1 protein-coding gene (only partly in view) is annotated in these 17944 nt (G+C 75.1%); it reads right to left on the reverse strand.

All coding sequences use genetic code 11. From position 1 onward, the window contains the following. Positions 1–17944 carry the 3' portion of an EndoU domain-containing protein gene (locus ACZ619_RS33205; protein ID WP_469606868.1) on the reverse strand. 11057 nt of this gene lie beyond the right edge of the window, so only the last 17944 of its 29001 coding nucleotides appear in the window; its start codon lies beyond the right edge, outside the window — the gene reads right to left on this strand; its stop codon occupies positions 1–3.

Genomic DNA, 17944 nt, shown 5'->3' on the forward strand with positions numbered 1-17944 from the left:
TCAGGAAAGTTCACCCGCCGCCGGTGGATCGGAGTGGATCGGCCGACGCGGCCTGTCCCGCAGCCCTTCGGGAAGGAGGTCGGGCCGTTCCGTCACCAGTGCCAGCAACTCCTCTTCGCTCATGCCGAGTTCTCCAAGTGCGATCCCGTGGTCCGGGACGAGCTCCCAGGTCGCGTCGGCGGCCGGGGAACGGTACGTCCGTCCCCGGACGTCCTCCTGCCGCACGATGACGGCCGACAACTCGACCGCGGACAGCGATCCGGCAGCTTCCCGCTCCGTCCGCCCGACGGCGACGGCCGGGGCGGCGTTGGCGGTGGGGCGGGCCAAGAGGTACTCGCGGCCCCTCCGGTACAGGACGGGGCCGCCGTCCTCCCCGGGTCCGGCGGCCGGGGTGTGGGAGGTGGCCGTGCCGTCCTCGCCGACGACCGTGACCGGCGTGCCGATGATCTCCGCCGCCTTGAGGGCGGTCTCCCGCTCATGGTCCCGGTCGGCGGGGCGGATCGACGCCGTGGCGTCGAGGACCCGGGCCCGGCGCTCCTCGCTCAGGCCGGGCACCCCCGCGACCAGGGCGGGGCCGAAGCCGTTCCCGTCGGCACCCGGGGGCACCAGCGTGTACCGGGTTCCGTCCGGGGCGGCCAGCTCGGTCCCGGCCCCGGTCACCACGGGACGCCAGCCGGAGGGGTTGTCCGCCCAGGGGGCGGCCGGGTACGCGGGCCGGAGCGGCTCAGCGGATGTCACAGGTGCCGGAGGCTCCGCCGGGTCGGCCGGGTTCCCGGGGGCCGGGACGGGAAGGCGAGGCTGGGGCAGCACCGTGCCGAGGGGAAGGGCCGCCTGGAAACGCCGGTCCGCCAGCCGCACGACCACCCGGCCGGACCCGGCCGTCCCGTCGCCCGTCGCCGCCGGGGCGTACTCGTCGTAGGTGCCGTTCTCGTGGATCACCGTGACGCGGACACCGAAGGTCCGGGCGGCGAGGGCGGGAAGGAGGTCCGCCGCGCCGTGGTCCCCGCCCGCGTCACCGGACACGCCCCCGGGCCGGGTGAGCTGGGCGGCGGCGAGCGCGGCGCGCTGGGCGGCGGTGAGGCGGGCGTGCAGCGGCATCCGGCCGGAGTCGTCGAACTCCCGGCGCTCGGCGGTGCCCTCGGCGAAGTCGACGCCCCCGGAACGGAGTTCGGAGGCGTCGAAGGAGTCCCCGGTGTCGGGCGAGGTGAAGTCGAGCAGGTCGGCGTTGGCGGGGTCGGCCAGCGCGGAGGCGAGCAGGCCGCGCAGCCCCGTGACGGTGGCCGCCCGGTCCGTCATGTCCACCCGGTCGGCCAGGGCGGCGGGGGCCGCCCGGTGCAGCCCCTCGGTCAGCGCGTGCAGGAAGCCGTCCCCGTCGACGGGCACGTCGTAGAGGGCGTACGGCAGGCCCTCGGGGGACTCCAGTACGTCGGTGGTGCCGGCGAGCCGGGTGAAACGCGGCACGGGGGTGGCGGCGGGGGTACCGGTGGCGGCGGCCTGGTGGGTCACGGGCGGGGGTTCGGGCAGGCCTCGGCGGGTCTCCGGTTCTCCGTCGGGGGCCAGTTCGGCGGGCAGGCGGTGCCAGTGGGTGAGCCGGTCGGCCGCCGCCCGCACCCGGTGCAGTTCGGCGGCGGCGTCCTCGGCCGCCGTGAGCAGCGCCGACAGCTCCGTGTCCTGGCGGCCGACGGCGGCCGATCCGGCGGGCGGGGCGGTCTCGCCCAGGGCGCGGCGGCGGGACCAGTACGCCGTGTCGGCGGCAGCCCAGGCCTTGTCGGCCGCGACGACCGCGTCCCAGGCGTCCGCGACCCGCCGCGGGAAGGTGGTGTCGTCGAGCAGGCCCCAGGCGCGGGCGGTCCGTTCGTCGATCACGGCGAGGAGGCGGGCGGAGGTCTCGACGGCGCGGGTGGCGGCGATCCGGCCGAAGACGGTGCGCCGCTCGACGTCGGCGACCCCCAGCCAGTCGGTGGGCAGCGCGAAGACGAAGGCGCGCCCGGTGGTCTTCACGGTGGTCTGGAAGCCGTCGCCGCCGGAACCGGCGGTCCGCTCGCCCCGGACCGCGCCGGGTCCCGCGGCGGCGGCGCTCACCGCGGCGGTGCCGACGGGGGCGGCGTCCAGAACCGGCTGGCCGCCGAGGGCGCCGTCGATCCCGGAGACCTGGCCCGTCGAGACGGACCGGGAGCCGGTGACGCGTTCGGCGGTCTCCATCGCGGAGTCGGCGAAGACGGCGAGGAGTTCGGCGCGGCCGAGGTCGGGCCGGGCGTAGAGGCGGTAGTCGCCGTGGGTGGTGCCGTCCTCGCCGGTCAGCGCAGGCACCCGGTAGCCGTCGGGGCCGCCGCTGTCGGCGAGGAAGGCGGACAGGGCGGCGTCGCCGAGGGCGTTGTCCAGGGCCAGGGCCGACCCGGTGCCCGGCACCGCGAGCCCGGTCCGGCGGGCGACGGCCACCGCGGCGGCCAGCGCGTCCCCGGTCAGCGCGGACCCGGGCCCGCCTGACCCGGGTGCGACCGCCGTACCGCGGGCGGTGGCCAGGGCGAGGGCGGCGGCGTCGCGCAGGGTGCCCAGGCCCTCGATCCGGCGTGGGTGGAAGCCGGCCGCCGGTGTCCGCAGCGGCCCGGTCGTCCCGTCGGGCAGCGGCACCGAGCGCCAGGCGTCGATGGCCGCCCGCGTGGCCGCTCCCGGCGCCCACAGGGTCACCGACGCCACGGGCGGGACGGCCGCTGCGGAAAGGGCCGGGGCAGTGTCCGGGACGGCCGCCGCGGGAAGGGCCGGGGCAGTGTCCGGGACGGCCAGGCTGAGCGGGAGCAGCTCGCGCAGGGTGCCCACGTCGCCGCGCAGGGAGGCGAGTTCGGTGCCGTCGGCCTGTTCGAGACCGAGCGCCAGCGTGTAGCGGGTGCGGGTCACGGCGTACGACTCGCGAGGGATGAAGGTGCGGCGCACGGTGACCGAGCGGGTGCGGGTGGCGGAGTCGGTGCGCGAGCGGGTCCCCGTCCCCGAGTACGGGGTGCGTACTGCGGTCAGGTCGCCCGCGCCCGTGGCGAGCGCGTGGGTCACCGCCGGGCCCGCGGAGCGCCCCGTGGTCCGGGAGGTGGTGTCGGCCTCGGTGGTGGAGGCGATCCGGCTGTCCTCGATCGCCGCGTCGTGGTCGATGCCGTGGAACTCCCGCTCGGCGGGTTCGAGGCGCAGTCGGAGAACCCCGGCCCGGCTGCGCAGCCGGGCCTCGGCGAAGGAACCGCCGAGGCGGGCCCGCGCGGTCGTGCCCGCGGGGTCGGTCAGCTGGTCCAGCAGGGCGCGCAGGGCGCGCGGGGTGACCAGGGCGCGCAGGTGCCGCCGGTCGTCCGCGTCCACCCCGGCGGCCCGCAGTCGCAGGTCGAAGGCCGCCAGTACGGCACCGGCGTCCAGGGAGTTGACGGCGTACGACCCGAAGGGCAGCCGCTGTGACCAGTCGGCGCGCCGCCAGGTCTGCGCGTCGTAGCGCGGTACCTCGCCGAGTCCGTCGTCGAGGAGGCCGAGCCGGTGCGCCGCCTTCAGCGGGAGGTGGGCGAGGTGACCGGCCGGGACGGTGATCCGGAAGCCTTCCGGGGCGCCGGTGGCGAACAGCGCGGCGATCCCGCCGAACGGCCCCGCGGGGGTCACCCGGCCCGCGATGTCGTGCACGGCGTCGGTGCTGACGACGAGTTTGGGGCTGCTGTCATCGAGGTTGGTGTCCGTGGTGACGGTGCGGGTGACCGCCGTGGCGCCGGTGCGCGAGCGGGAGGCGCCGAGCTGGATCCCGGCCAGGGTGACCACGTCGGTCACGCCCCAGGAGGCGAAGTCGCGGGCGCCGAAGTTGAGGCCGACGGCCTGGGCCGTGCCGTCGGCCGACGAGCCGCCGAAGCGCCGGGCCAGGCCGTAGGCGGACTCGCTGCCCATGGGGGCGGCCGGGGCGATCACCTGGGGGTGGGTGAGCCGCAGCCGGTGCCCGACCTCGGCGACCCGGTGGCGGAGCACTCCCGCGGCGAAGAGGTCGAGCCGCCCGCCGAACCCGGTCGTCCGGTCGATGCCGGAGGTCAGGGAGTGCGCCTGGAAGAACCGGGTCAGGGCCTCGTGGGGCAGGGCTCCGGTGCGGGTGAAATGCCAGGACGCGCCGCTGAGCTGGGCGAGGACGTCCTCGGCGGCCCGCGCCAGCCGGTCGGGCGCGGCCACGGCGATCGTCTGCACGAACTCCTCGCCGAAGACACCGGACGCCCGCCCGGCGGCATCGGCGGTCCCGGCCCCGGCGTCGGTGGCGTCACCGGGGCGGCTGTCGCCGTCGGGGGCGGCGGAGTCCGGTGCGGGTTCGTCCGCCAGGACCGCCGCCGCCTGCTCGCGGGTCAGCGCGTACGCCTCCCCCGGGGTGGGGGACGGCTGTCCGGGTGCCTCGGCCGGGGTGTGCGCGTCGGGCACCGCCAACAGCACCCGGCCCACGAGCGGCGCGCCCGCCGCGCCCCCGACCAGGTCGGTGGTGTGCTCGGGACCGCTGCCCAGCACGCCCAGGGAGGCCAGCCGCAGCCCGGTGCGGGCCCGGCTGAAGCGGTGCAGGACCGCGGTCAGGGCGATCCGGTAGCTGTGCAGGTGGGAGGGGCCGGGGCTGGCGGCGAGCTGCTCGGCCGAGGCCGTGCCCCCGAAGAACGTCTCCCGGCCGCCGCCCCATCCGGCGGACGGTCCCAGGATGGCGTGGGTGGGGTTGGGCCCGTCGCCGCGCAGGGACATGCCGAGCCCCACCGTGCCGGAACGGGTCGTGGCGAGGCTGGACTCGGCGCGTTCGGCGCCCGGGTTGCTGCTGCGGAGCATCAGGTCGTTGTCGGTGCCCTCGTAACGCCGCCCAGTGAGCGTGCCGTGGATCCGCAGCGTCACCCGGGTGTGGTGGAACGGGCCGGACGGCGCCTCCAGCGGCACGCTGATCCCGGTCGTGGTGAGGACCGCGAGGTCGGCGGCGAGGGCGTGGTACGAGAGGGCCTCCATGACCCGCAGGGTGTTGCGGAGCGCCATCGCGTGGTCGTGGATCCCGCTCCGGCGGGCCGCGGCGGCGTCGCCCAGTTCCGCGAAGGGCGCCAGCAGCCCGGGGTGCCGTTCGGCGGCGGCCCGCAGCACACCGTCGGTGAACCCGGCGGGCAGCCCCCGGTCCGCGGCGCCGCCACCATCGTGGCCGTCGTCGTGGGTGAAGGCCTCCGTGCGGCTCATGCCCAGCAGGGCGGGCCGGTCGTCGGCGAGATACGCGGGCGGGTGCGGGGGGTTCGCGGCGCGCAGGGCGGTGCCGTCGTCCCACCCGGCCAGGCGGCGGGCCTCGCCGACGGTCATCCGGTCCAGGCTCCAGGTGTCGAACCGGCGCGCCTCGGTCCAGCCGGTCCTGCGGACCAGGACGGTCTTGCGGACCAGGTAGAGCGCCGTGGGCACGCCCTTGGCCCGGCCGACGCTCTTGAGGCCGCCCGACCCGCCGAGCCCGATGCCGTACGTCAGTCCCCGGTCGGCGCCCGCCGAGAGCCCGAGGACGGCGCTGCCCACGGTGCCCAGGGACGCGGCGGGTCCGACGGAGACGCTCGCGCCCCGGGTGACGGCCCGGGACACCGTCCACTCGTTGCCCGCGGTGTGCTGCACGGCGGACCGCAGCTCGACGGCCTGGCTGTCGGAGATCCGTACGGCCTCACCGGGGACGATCCCGTCCACGGCGAACGCCCCGAGCACCGCCCCGGCGGCGTCGGTCAGCACTCCGGTACTGACACCGCCACGGGCCAGGGCGTCCGCCGACCGCTCGAACGCGCCGGTGCCGAAGAACTCGGTGAGCCGCCGGTGGGCGGGGTCCCCGGGCGCGACGCCCAACTCCTCGGCGAGGGCGTCACGGACATGACGGAGCGGGCCGTAGCCCTCGGTGTGCACGAGGCGGTAGTCGGCGCCCGCGTCCATCAGCATCCGCTGCGGGGCCCGGCCGGCCGGGTCCGCCGCACGCGCCGGGCGGGACGCGGGGTCGGCCGTGAGGCTGTCGGGGAGCCGGACCAGCAGGCCGTTACGGACCGCGAGGCCGAGCACCGCGCGGCCATCCAAAGGCGCGCCGGGTCCGGTCACCGTGAACGCGTAGTGGACGTCGGCCAGATGAGGGTGGGAGGGCTCCGAGAAACGCGACTCGACCTGGCCGGTCGTCTGGTCGGCGAGGTCGGCCCGGTGCGCCCGGGTCACCCCGCCGCTGAGAGTGCCGCCCGCGATGCCGCTGAGGGTGCCGGGCGCGGCCAGGTTGACTCCGACCGTGAGCCGGACGCCGGTGCTTGCCGTGCCGCCCCGGGTGGTGCCGACGTCGCCCCGGTGGGCGGTGTCGGTCTTCACCGGGGTGCCCGGCAGGTCCGTGAACCGCTCCCAGCCGCCGTACGGGCGGGTGGTCACCCGCAGGACCAGGGGGGCGCCCGCGGGGCCGAAGGAGGCGGTCTCGTAACCGTCGCCGTGGAAGTCGCGCGGGGTGTCGGCGAGCGCCGCCCGCAGGTCGTCCAGGGCCGCCGCGAGTCCGGGAACGGTCGCGGGGTCGCCGTCGCCGTAGCGGTCGCCGAGCCAGGCGGCGGCCCGGTCCACGGCCAGGTCGGCGCCGGGCAGCCGGACGACGTCGTGCCCGTGACCGGTGCCGTCGGGGCTGCCGGACGGCAGGCCGCCCGAGGAGCCGTCAAGGAAGCCGGTCAGGTGCTCCGGCAGCACCGTGCCGTCGGTGAAACGGACCCGGGCGGAGGCGGGCGATGGCGGGGGCAGGGAGGCGTCCAGGCGGGGCGGACGGTGCAGACGGAGCGCCTCCTCGACGCTCGTGAGGCCGGGGCCCCAGCCGCCGTCGGGAGCGAGGGTGGGGGCGGGGGCGGCTGCCGCGCCTGTGGTGACGGCGGACCGCTCGCCCGCAGGGGCGGACGGGGTGGACCCGACGGGGGCGGACCGGGGGACGGGATGGAGGTCGGCCACCTTGCCGTTCTCCAGCACCACGTCCAGCGTGTGGCCCGCGAGGGTGTGGCGCAGGGTGCGGGGACCGGAGACGTCACCACCGGCGCCGCGCTCCCGGGTCATCGCCTGGTAGGCGGCGAACCGGAGGTCGTCCCCGGTCCAGGCGGCGGGGAAGGCGCCCTCGGGGTAGACGGTGCGCGGCGCGCCCTCGGCCCACACCTCGTCGACATGCCGCCGGAAGACCTCCGTCAGGCGTCGTCCCTCCCCCGCCGGGGCGCCCCGGTCCGCGGGGTCGGGCACGGTGAGCCGCATCTCCTCGTCGGTCGGCAGCGCGAGCGCGTCGGCGAGGGCCGCCAGGGCCTTCGGCGAACCGTCGGTCAGCCAGCCGTCGGCGGGGACTGCGGTGGTTGCGGCAGCGTCAATGTCGATGTCGACCTTGGCATCGACGTCGGCCTCGATGCCGGGGGCGGCGGCCCAGGTGAGGGCGAGGGGCAGGAAGTGTTCGGTGTCCGGGGTCACGCCCAGGGCGAGGGCCAGTCCTTCGAGACTCTGCGTCCGCGCGTCGTCGTCCGCGAACATCCCCGGCCACAGGGGCATGTACAGGGGGGAGTCCCGCTCCTCCGGGTCGGGTTCCAGGGACAGCTTCACGAGGGGAGCGCCCGGAATCCGGCCTATCGGGCCGTAGGCCTCGGCCGCCAGCTCCGTCAGCCGCGCCCAGAGGGCGTCCCGTTCCTCCGGGGACAGGGCCTCGTCGGCGGAGACGGCGACGCGGGCGGTGAAGTGGAGGCCGCGCCGCCCGTCGGCGAACAGCTCGACCCGGTGGGAGAACGGGCTGTGCTGCCACCAGCCGTCCGCGCCCGTCCCCGGTACGGCCATGTCGTCGGTGACGGCGACCGGCGGCTCGGTGGGCCAGTCAGGCCAGGGCTGGTCGGCGGTGGGCCGGTAGACGAGGTGGGTGCCCGCCGTTCCCGGCGCCGGGGGCAGCCCGTCCGGCCCGAGGGAGGCCGGACCGTCCTGGACCAGCCCTTCGACCCAGACACCGTACGGCCCCTGCCCCACCCAGTGGTAGACCCGGCCGTCTCCGTGCGGCCGTACCGACCCGGTGGCGACAGCGTACGCGTGGGCGTACTCGACGGCATCGAGGACGTGGTGGGGCTGCCACTGGCTGGGGAACAAGGTGTGCCGCCCGCCGTCGCGGTGCCGCACCAGCCGGGAGGGGAGCGCGGCCAGGGGGTCGGTGACCTTCACGCCGGGCTCCAGGAGGTACACCTCGGCGCGGAAGGTGCCATTGGAGTGCGGCGCGGCCGGCGGGCCCGTCCACAGCCCGTGGTCGCGCAGGACCACCGCGTCGGCCCACTGGTGGACCCCGGTCCGGGTCCGCCGGTCGCCGAACCGGGCGAGGTCCTCGGCCCGGCGGCCGAAGAGGGGATGGGGGAACCCGGCGTCGGCCTCCGGACCCGCCGGGTCCGCCGGGTCCGCCGGGTCCGCCGGGTCCGCCGGGTCCGCCGGGTCCGCCACAGCTTCCCGGTCCGCCGGGCCCTCGGGGTTGTCGGGGCTGTCGGGGTCCGCGGAGGAAGGGCTCGCGGCCGCGGGGGCCGGGGGCACGTGGCCGGGATCGGGCCCCGGTGCGGGGGCGGTGGGCACCGGCTGGCTGTCGGCGGGCCGGAAGGAGCGGAACACTCCCCCGCTCAGCCGCCCCTCGATCCGCACCCCGGCGTACTCGCCGGCCCAGTCGTAGGCGCCGCGCCCGCTGTCGACCGGGACGACCCCGCCGGTGCGCAGCGCGTGCAGCCAGGCCTGCTCGGCGGCGTACACGGCGTCGTCCTCGGTCCAGTGCGCGGGGAACATCATCTGCTCCCGGTCGTCCCTGGCAGCACGGTCAGCGGCCACGCTGATGTCACCTGCGTCCCGCAGGGTACGCACCGACGCGCTGCCGGGGAGCGGCGCCGACCCCTCGTAGCGGGCCCGGTAGGTGCCGTTGGCGTTCCTGCCGCCCGGCACCGCGACCGGCCGCGCCCGCTGGACGCCGGTGGACGGGGCGAGCAGGGCGCCGACCCCGGTGCCCCGCTGTCCGTGGAGCACCCGGCCCCGCACGTCCAGGGAGAAACGGGCCCGCTCCGGAAGCCCGTCGACACGGGAGCCGCCGGGGGTGGCGGTGCCGGCCGGCTCCGGGCGCGTCGCACGTGGTGAACCGAGCGCGGTCCCGGCGGCGGCGCCGATCTGCCTGAGGTGGCGCGGCGGGACCCAGTCGCGTCCTGCGGCGGCGCCGAGCCCGGCGGCGGAGTCCGCGAAGTCGACCAACTGACGTCCGCGCCCGTCCAGTTGCACGGGCCCGCCCATGAGCGCCTGGTCGTCGTAGACGATCCTGCCGTTGTCCGGGCCCTCCCGGTACTCGTCCTCAAGGCCGAGCAGATGCCCGACCTCGTGCGCCATCACGTTGGCCGGGGTGCGGACGGTCCACCGGTCATGGTCAAAACGGTCGGCGTCCGCCTCCACGGCGACCGTGTGATGGGCGTCCCCGGAATCTCGTACGAAGTCCAGGTCGACCCGCAGCAGGCTCCCGTCAGGCAGCCGGGAGGACGTGTTGAAGTGGGTCTCCACCCCGGCACGGGCCCGCTCGGCCAGCTCACGCACCTGCTCGGGCGTGACCTCCGACCCGTCCTCGGCGCGCTGGATGTCGAAGAGAACCCGAACCACGGCACGGGTCCCGGTGTCCCCGCCCGGCAGCGCATACCGCCGGGCCTCGAACCGCCTGATCCGCAGCGCGTACAGGAAAGATCCCGGCCGCAGGGCCTGCCCCGCGAGCGGCAGCACCTCGGCGCGCGCCGTCTCCACCCCGCCGGGGAACCCCGTCGGATCGAGCGCGGCGAGGCCGTCACCCCACCAGGAACCGGCCGGGGCCACGGCGGCGGGCGGGGTGGTACCGCCGTCGCCGCTGTCCGCGCCTCCGTCCCCGCTGTCCGCGTCCGTGTCCCCGTTTCCGGACAGGTCCTCGCCGTCGGACAGCGTCATGGCCGCCCGACGGAGCTGGACATCACCGGGAACCGGCGGTGGCGGCAACGGGATGTCACCCGGCCCGGGGCCACCCGGGTACGGGGGTGGAGGCAGCAACGCGGGGTCACCCGCACCACCCGGGTAGGGCGGAGGCAGCACATCGCCGGGGTACGCGGGAGGCGGCGGAGGCGGCAGCACATCACCCACCGGATCACCCGGATACGCCGGAGGCGGAGGCAGCACATTCCCCGGGTACGGCGGCGGGGGCGGTGGCGGGGGTTCTGCCGAGAGGCGGGTGAGCGTGCCGTCCGGGAGGCGGGTCGCGAGGATGATGCCGGTGATCCGGTGGTCCCGCACCGTGACGCCCAGCGGGGTGCCGAACAGGTGGCCGAAGTGGGTGACCGTCAGTGGGTCGTCCGGGTCCGGCTCGCTGTACTGGGGGGAGCGGGCGATCCGGAAGGCCCCGGCGTCGAGGAGCACCCGGGTCCACTGCCGGGGGAAGGCGCGCGGGACCGCACGGATGCGCCGGAACGCCGGGTGGAGGCTCAGCTCGGCGGGGCTCTCCAGCTCACGGTCGGCGCCGGGGAGGGAGAGCCGCAGCGGGACGTCCCGTGCCAGCGGATCGGCCAGCTGGAGGGCCGCGCCGACGGCGTCCGGGGCCGCGCCGGGCTCCGGCTGCCAGGCGTCGTCGTCGGGGATCAGGCGGCGGTGGTTCGCCAGGAGCCGGTTCAGTGCCTCAGGTTCGGCGCGGAATCCCGCGAACTCCGCCAGCTGCCGGTCGAGGCGCTCCGGGTCGAGAGCGCCCGACGCGGGAGCGGCGATCACTTGGTGGGCGGTCGCGGGGTCCTGGACGAGTTCCACGCGAAGCCGCACCAGCGGTTCGCCGTCCGCCCTGCGCGGGGAACCGTACGCCCGTTCCGTCTCGGCCAGGAGTGTCCCGGCGAAGCGGTCGGCGTCGGCGCCGGTCAGCCCGGTCACATGGATTCTCCGGACGATCTCGACGCCCAGCTGCCCCTGGTCGAAGAGGACCACCCGCCGGGTGAAGCGCACGACCGCCGTCCTGCCCCGGGTGATCCTCTCCTCGTGCGGGGGTCCGGCCGCGACCGGCGCCTGGGCGGGCCAGCTCCGGTAGGGCTGCACCGGGGTGGGGCGGTGGGCGATCTGGCGTCCGTCCCGGACCTCGCCGACGATCCTGACCCCGGCGGCCTCGCCGACCCAGCGGTAGCCGTCGGCCCCGGTCCGCTCGACCGTGTCCGTCGCGAGCGCGGCCTCGTGGGCGTGCATCACGGCCTCCGCCACCCAGGAGGACAGCCAGTGGGCGGGGTACATGGTGTGCTCGCCCTGGTCCGCGTGGGGGTTCCAGGAGACCGGCGAGGGGGCCGGGGCGTCATCGCCCGCGTCCGGGGCGGGGTCGGGCGCCGGGTCCGGGCCGAGGAACCAGACGGCGGCCGTGTAGGTGCCGTTGTCGAACCGTTCTCCCCGCATGACCCGCAGGCCGTACCGGGCCGTCGCGTCGGGGTCCGCGGCGGGCAGGTGGTAGGCGCCCGTCGCGGTGACCGGGTTCCCGGCGCCGGTGGCTGTCTCCAGGCCGTCCGCGAAGGCGGGGCCGAGGACCAGCGGCTCGTTCCACAGGGCCCGGGGCGTGGCTGACGCCGGGTCGGGCTCGCGCAGGGTGGTGGGCTGCTCCAGGGGGTGGGCGAGAGCGTGCGCCCGGTCGACGGCCGCCCGGCGCGCGGCGCTCGTCGCGGTCCAGTCCTCCCGCCGTACCGGGGCGAGGCGCCGGGTGAGCGCCGCGAGCCCCGCCCGGTCGGTGGCGATCCCGGTGAACTCCGCCGACCGGGCGCGCAGTTCCTGCCGGGTCAGGGGCACCGGGCCGGGGTCGACCACCCGGTGGGCCCGCTCGGCGTCGTCGGTGAACTCCACCAGCAGCCGCACCGGGGGAGCGCCGTCGGCCCGGCCCGCCATGGCGGTCACCGTGGACGCCACGCCGGGAAGCTGGTTCGTCAGTTCCCGGCCCGCCTCGGTGTCCGCGGTGTACAGCCGTACCCACAGGGTGACACCGACCTGTCCGTGGTCGAACAGTTCCCACCGGTGGTCGAAAGCGGCGTCCTGCGCCTGCGTGGCCGTCCGCATCTCGGTGACCGCGACCGACGGCGTCTGCGGCCAGCGGCGCTGGGGCTGGCCCGGCGTGGGGCGATGGGCGACATGCTGCCCGTCACGGACGAGACCCTCCATCCGGATGCTGTTCCGCTCCCCGACCCAGCGGCGGGTCCGGCCGTCCGCCGAGTCGGTGTAGGAACCGGCCTCGACCGCGTTCGCGTAGGCGCGCCGGACCGTGTCCGCGAGTTCCTGGCCGGTCCAGCCCAGGGGGAACATGACATGGTCCGTCCCGTCCACATGCGTCCGCCAGCCGAGCGGGAAGACGCCGTGGGGGTCCCGGAGCCGGACGTCCGGGTCGAAGAACCAGACCGAGGCCGGATAGGTGCCGTTGGGATGTGCCTTGCCGCGGACGACCCGCAGCCCGTGGAAACCCTCCTGGCCCGGATGCGGCTCCAGATACGCGCCGGTACGGGTGCGCCGGTCGCCGTAGCGGGTGACGTCCTCGACCAGCCGGCCGAAGCCGGGACCGTCCTTCCGGGCGGGCTGTGGCGGGTCCGGCAGATAGGCGGGGACGGCAGCGTCGGGCTGAGCGTCGGAAGGCCGGAAAGAGGTGACCCGGCCGCCCCGGGTCTCCCCCTCGACCCGTACCCCGCCGTACTCGCCGACCCAGCGGTGGCCGCCCGGGACCGCCGTGACAAAGGCGCCGTCCTCGCCGCGCAGCGCCTGGAGGTACGCCTGTTCGGCGGCGTAGACCGCGTCGTCCTCGGTCCAGTGCTCCGGGAACATCATCAGCCCCGGCATCGGGAGCCGCGTCCGGCCGGTCCGCAGTTCGCCCGCAACCGAGGACAGCAGGACCTCGGACGCGGGCCTTTCCTGTTCCCCTTCTCCCGGGTACACCGCCCGGAAGGTCCCGTTCTGTTTGCGGGGGCCAGGGGTCTCCACCGGCCGGACCCGCTCCGACAGTCCCGACGGCGGCAGCGAACCGCCCTTGCCCTCAGTGCCGTACAGCATCTCCTGGCGGGTCTCCAGGGTGATCCGGGCCCTGAAAGGCAGTCCGTCCGCGCGCGGGGGCCCCTCCACCGTCACCAGCGAGTCGTCCGCCCGCAGCGCCGGCCGGCCGTACGCCTCCTCGACGGCTGCGCCGATCTGCCGCAGGTGACGCGGCGGGATCCAGTTGCGGCCGCTGATCGTGCCACGCGCGTGGTCCATGTCGATCTGTGGTCTGCCCTCGGTGTCCACCACGGTCGGACCATCCATCAGGGCCCCGTCCAGATGAATCGGACGGACATAGGGGGAGGCTCCCTCGCGGTACTCGTCGGGCAGCCCCAGGAGGTGACCGGTCTCATGAGCGAGCACCACGGAAGACGTGTCGAGCGCCCAGTTCAGATAGTTCTCCCGCAGGGGCCCGGTGTGCACCTCTACGACATGGTGGGCGGTGCCGGGCTCGGCGACGAACTCCAGGTCGACCCGGAGCAGATCCCCGTTGGGCAACCGCGAACCGCGGTTGTAAAGCCGGTCGACCGCGGTCTGGGCCCGGTCGGCCAGGTCCCTCAGCCTGTCGCCCGGCAGCGTCCGGCCGAGGTTCACGGGGGCCAGGTGGATGCGTACAGTGACCCTGGTGCCGAAGCCGCCGGACGGCAGCGCGTACCGCCGTACCCGGTACCGCTGCGCTTTGGCCACTACCAGGAAACTGGGCAGATCCGCCCTGGGGACGGACGAGGGCCGCACCTCAGCGTCGGCCTGCGCCGGGGCGTCGGTACCGGGCCAGCCCGGGAGCACCCGCAGGGTCCGGCCCCACCAGAACGGACCCGGCCCGGCGGTCTCGGCAGGCTCCGTGGTCTCCGCCACCTCGGTGGCGTCCGCTACCTCTGCTGTCCCGGTGGTGTTCGTGGTGTTCGTGGTGTTATGGCGAGGGATGCTGGCCGGGCCCTCCCCCGGGCCTTCCGGCACCGTCATGGAGCTCCACCGCGGGGCGGGGTCCGTGCCCTCCGCCGGGCCGAACTCCGGGAGGGGCGACGCCCCGACGAGGAGGCCGTCGAGTTCGGTGCCGGTCAGCTCCATCGGCTCCGGACCGCCGGCGTCGGGCACGGCCCGCCTGCTTCGGGACACGGGCCGGGCGCCCCGGGGCACGGGCCGGACGCCCGTCGGCGCCGCCCCGGACAGGATCTGCAGAGCCTTGTGGAACGGCGGGTCGTTGTGCTTGTTGACGTAGTTCATGACCGTGACGCCCGTCACGCCGAGCCACTTCGCCACCACCGCGGCGGGCCTGGAACCCCTGAGACCGAGCAACCGGTTCAGCACCTGGGCACGGGTCCGGGCGACCTGGGCGTACGTCCACCGCCGCAGCTCCAGGGGGTCCAGGCCCTCGTCCACCCGCCGGGCGGCCCAATGGACCCGGAAGGCGGCCTGGAAGGCGATGTCCGGCCGGATGGGCGAGAAAGAGCGCAGTTCGGCCTCGGTGACACCGAGGATCTGCTCCACCCCCTGCAGGGTCAGGACCGCCTCAAGGCGTGCCGCGTCCCGCGCCAGCGAGGCCACGTCCGGCAGGTCCCGGACGTCGAACGGCGCGTCCCCTCCCGGAGCCACGGCAGACGGAGCCGGTACGGCGTGCCCCTCGGACCCGGCGGCGACAACGGCGGCAGTGCCCGCGCCACCGCCGGAAGCCCGCAGGGCCGCGCCGGCAGGCACACCGGTCTCACCGCTCTCGGCGGTGCCGATGCCGGTGTCCGTGTACGCGTCCATGTCGACATCGACATCGCCATCAACGTCCAGATACACGTCCAGGTCGCCTACGCCGTCACCACCGTCCGTGTCGACGGTGACCGTGGTCACGGCAGCGGTGCCGGAATCGAGATCGGGCAGGAGGACGCCGAGTTCGTCGGCGGCCGGCTCCCCCATGTCCAGCATGTCCGTGTCGAGGAGTCCGGCCTCCGCGTCGATGTTCTCGCGTACGGCCTCGGCCCTCTCGACGACGCGCACGACGGTCTCGTACGGAAGGCGGTGCCCGTCCACGAGAAGGTCCGCGAGGCCCGACTCGTCGACAGCTACCAGTTCCGACAGGTCTTCGGGCCCGATCCAGTCCCGGAGAAATGTCAGATCCCCGATCAGCCGGGCGTGGGAGGTGCCGAGCATGTCCTCCACATGGGCGCTCAGATCAGCGCCCGACAATCCCTCCTCGACTCCTTGAGCGGCCCACAGCACCCGGAAGGTGAGCGCGAACGACGGGTTCACGTCATCGCCCTCGCTCAGGGCGGCCAGCGGAACGAGCCCGACCTGACGCCCGAGGCGCGAGCGCTCGAAGCCTTCCTCCTGCTGCAGCACGACGGCGCTCTGGGACAGCCGCTCCAGGGTAGGGATCCAGCCCCACCCCAGCTGCTCCGTCTCGTCGTCCGGCTCGCCCATCGGATCGTCACCGTCCGGCAAACCGTTCAGCGGGACATACCCGTCCAGAAGTTCCTCGATCATGGTCTGCTCGAGATCACCGGCTGGTGCGGGGGCCACCTCCCGGCGCAGCCTCTCAATGCGGAGCGCGGTGTCCAGAGTGGGCATCTGGCCGTTCAGGTAGTGGTAGACGCTCGTCCTGTCCACCCCGGTCCTGCGGGCGATGTCCTCATCGGACATGAGCTGTCGCAGGGACCACAGATCGCTGCGCAGCCGGGCCACGATCCCGCGGACCTGCTCGGCGACCTCCTGCGCGAGCGCGTCGCCCCGCAGCCCCTCCTGCACCTTCTGCGCACCCCAGTAGAGCTTGAGTCCGGACCGGAGATGCGGCTGCCGGGTGACACCCGTGGCCAGGTCGACCACCAGCTTGGCGCTCACGTCCAGCAGTTCCGGGAGATCGGCCTCGCCCAGCATCCGCACCAGGTAGTCGGCGTCCGTGCCCAGCCTGGCACTGCTGCGACCGTCGCTGCCGGGCCGCACCGGCACCCCGGACAGAGTGCCCGCCGCGACCGCCGCCCGAAGCACCGCCGCCTCGGCCCCGGCGAGAAGCACGGCATCGTACGTCAACCTGTTGCTGTTCGTGAGGTAGCGGGCGAAGGTCATCGGCGTCACACCGAGTCGGCGAGCCGCGTCCGCCAGCGTCAGAACGTCGTTCAGGACCTGGAGATCCTCCACCCCCCGGGCCACGGAGCGTCCCACCTCGTCCCGCACCACGGCTCCGAGCGCTTCGCCCCGCAGTCCCTCCCGCACCATCTCGGCGCCGTGCGCGATCGCGAAGCCGACCTTGGCATACGGGTTCCACGCCTGCGGATCCGACGCCCGTGCGATCGTCCAGAAGCTGAGCGAGAGGTCGCTGCGTACCTGGTGCCGTCCCAGGGCGCTCACCAGGAACTCAGTGTCCCCCCGCAGCGCGGTGACGAGGTCCGACTCCGGAGCCGTCGACACCTCCGCACCGGGCCCGGGGAGCAGCGAGCCGTCCGGGCCCACCGACCCGGCCAGCCTCAGGATGCTCCAGGAGTGGGACAGCGACGGGGCCCGCCTCACGTTCTCGTCCTCGCTCAGCCAGCGGCTCATGGTGGCGTTCGAGACGGACAGGAGGAGCGCCAGTGAGTTCGCCTCGAGGACCTTGCCCCGCAGGAACCTCAGCCGGTCCTGGATCCTGGACAGGGAGGTGGAAAGCCATGCCTCGACGTGTTCCTCCAGGGCCGCCCCCGACAGACCGGCGGCGCTGCCCTGCGCGGCCCAGTGGACCCGGACCGCGAGGTCGAACAACGCCCTCTCGGCGGCGCCTTCCCTCAACAGGCCCCGCACTCTGGCGGCACTGAGTTTCGGCAGAGCGTTGATCTGCTCGGCGGTCAGGTTCGCCTTCAGGACCTCCGCGGCGAAACGGACCTGGTCGAACGTCGGAATCAGTCCCTCGTCCGGCTCCGCCGCACCGGCGTCCTCGTCGACGGCGTCCGTCTCGTGCACAGCGGGGACCTCGTCCGAACCGGTCCGGTCCGCACGCCCACCGCTCCCGGCCGCACCGGGTCCCGACTCTCCTCCCGGCTCCTCGGCCTCCGTGAACAGATCCAGGGCCTCCAGGTCCTCCGGCAGGAGGGCGGCGAGGCTCGGCACCGGTTGGGGGAGGCCGTCCGAGCCGGTCGTGGAATGGTCGACGGCGGGCGCGCTGTCCTGGTCCGTCCGGTCCCCTGTGCCACGCCCGACGTCTCCCGGGCCATGACCCCGTTCGTGGAAGTACGGCCGCAACACATCAGCGATCTGCCGCAGATGGCCGTCCGTCAACGTGAAGTCCTGCACGTCCGGTGCCGTGAAGCGGCCCATCAGGCTCGACTGGCCCGGCCGCAGCACCTGTTCGTCCCGGCCGACCGGCTTCAGCCGCGCCTCACCCGGCGCCACGTCGTCCCGCACCCCCAGCCCGTGCACCAGCTCATGCACGTACGCCGCCGGATGCACCTTCGTGAACCACACGTCCTGACGCATCTCCCGACCCTCAGGAGACCCCGACCGCACCGTCACCGCGGTGTCCGCACCCGGCGCGTCCCCCTCGACGAACTCCACCGCCACCACCAGACGAGGCCCCTCACCCTCCTGCGACAGCAACGGCAGACGGTGATCACGACCGTTGACCAACGCCTCCAACTCACCCGCCAGCCCCGCCCGGAGAGCCTCCACATCCCCTGCCGGCACATCCGCCTCGGGTCGCAACGCCACCCGCCGCGTCAGACGCACCACCCCACGACCCGGACCGTCCCCGTCCGCGAACAACTCCCAGCCGTACCCCACACCCGTCCGCTCACCCAGCACCACACCCTCAGGCCGCACCACCCGACGACCACCATCCGCGTCCTCCACAAAGTCAAACGCATTGTCGAAGGGGATCCAGCGGTCCGTCCCCACCCGACCCGACGCCGACACCACACCCGCAGGAACCGAACCACGCACGTCCACCACCACGTCCGCACGACCGGAACCCCCCGCGAGCACACCC

It is taken from the genome of Streptomyces sp. NPDC104367 (assembly GCF_055583825.1).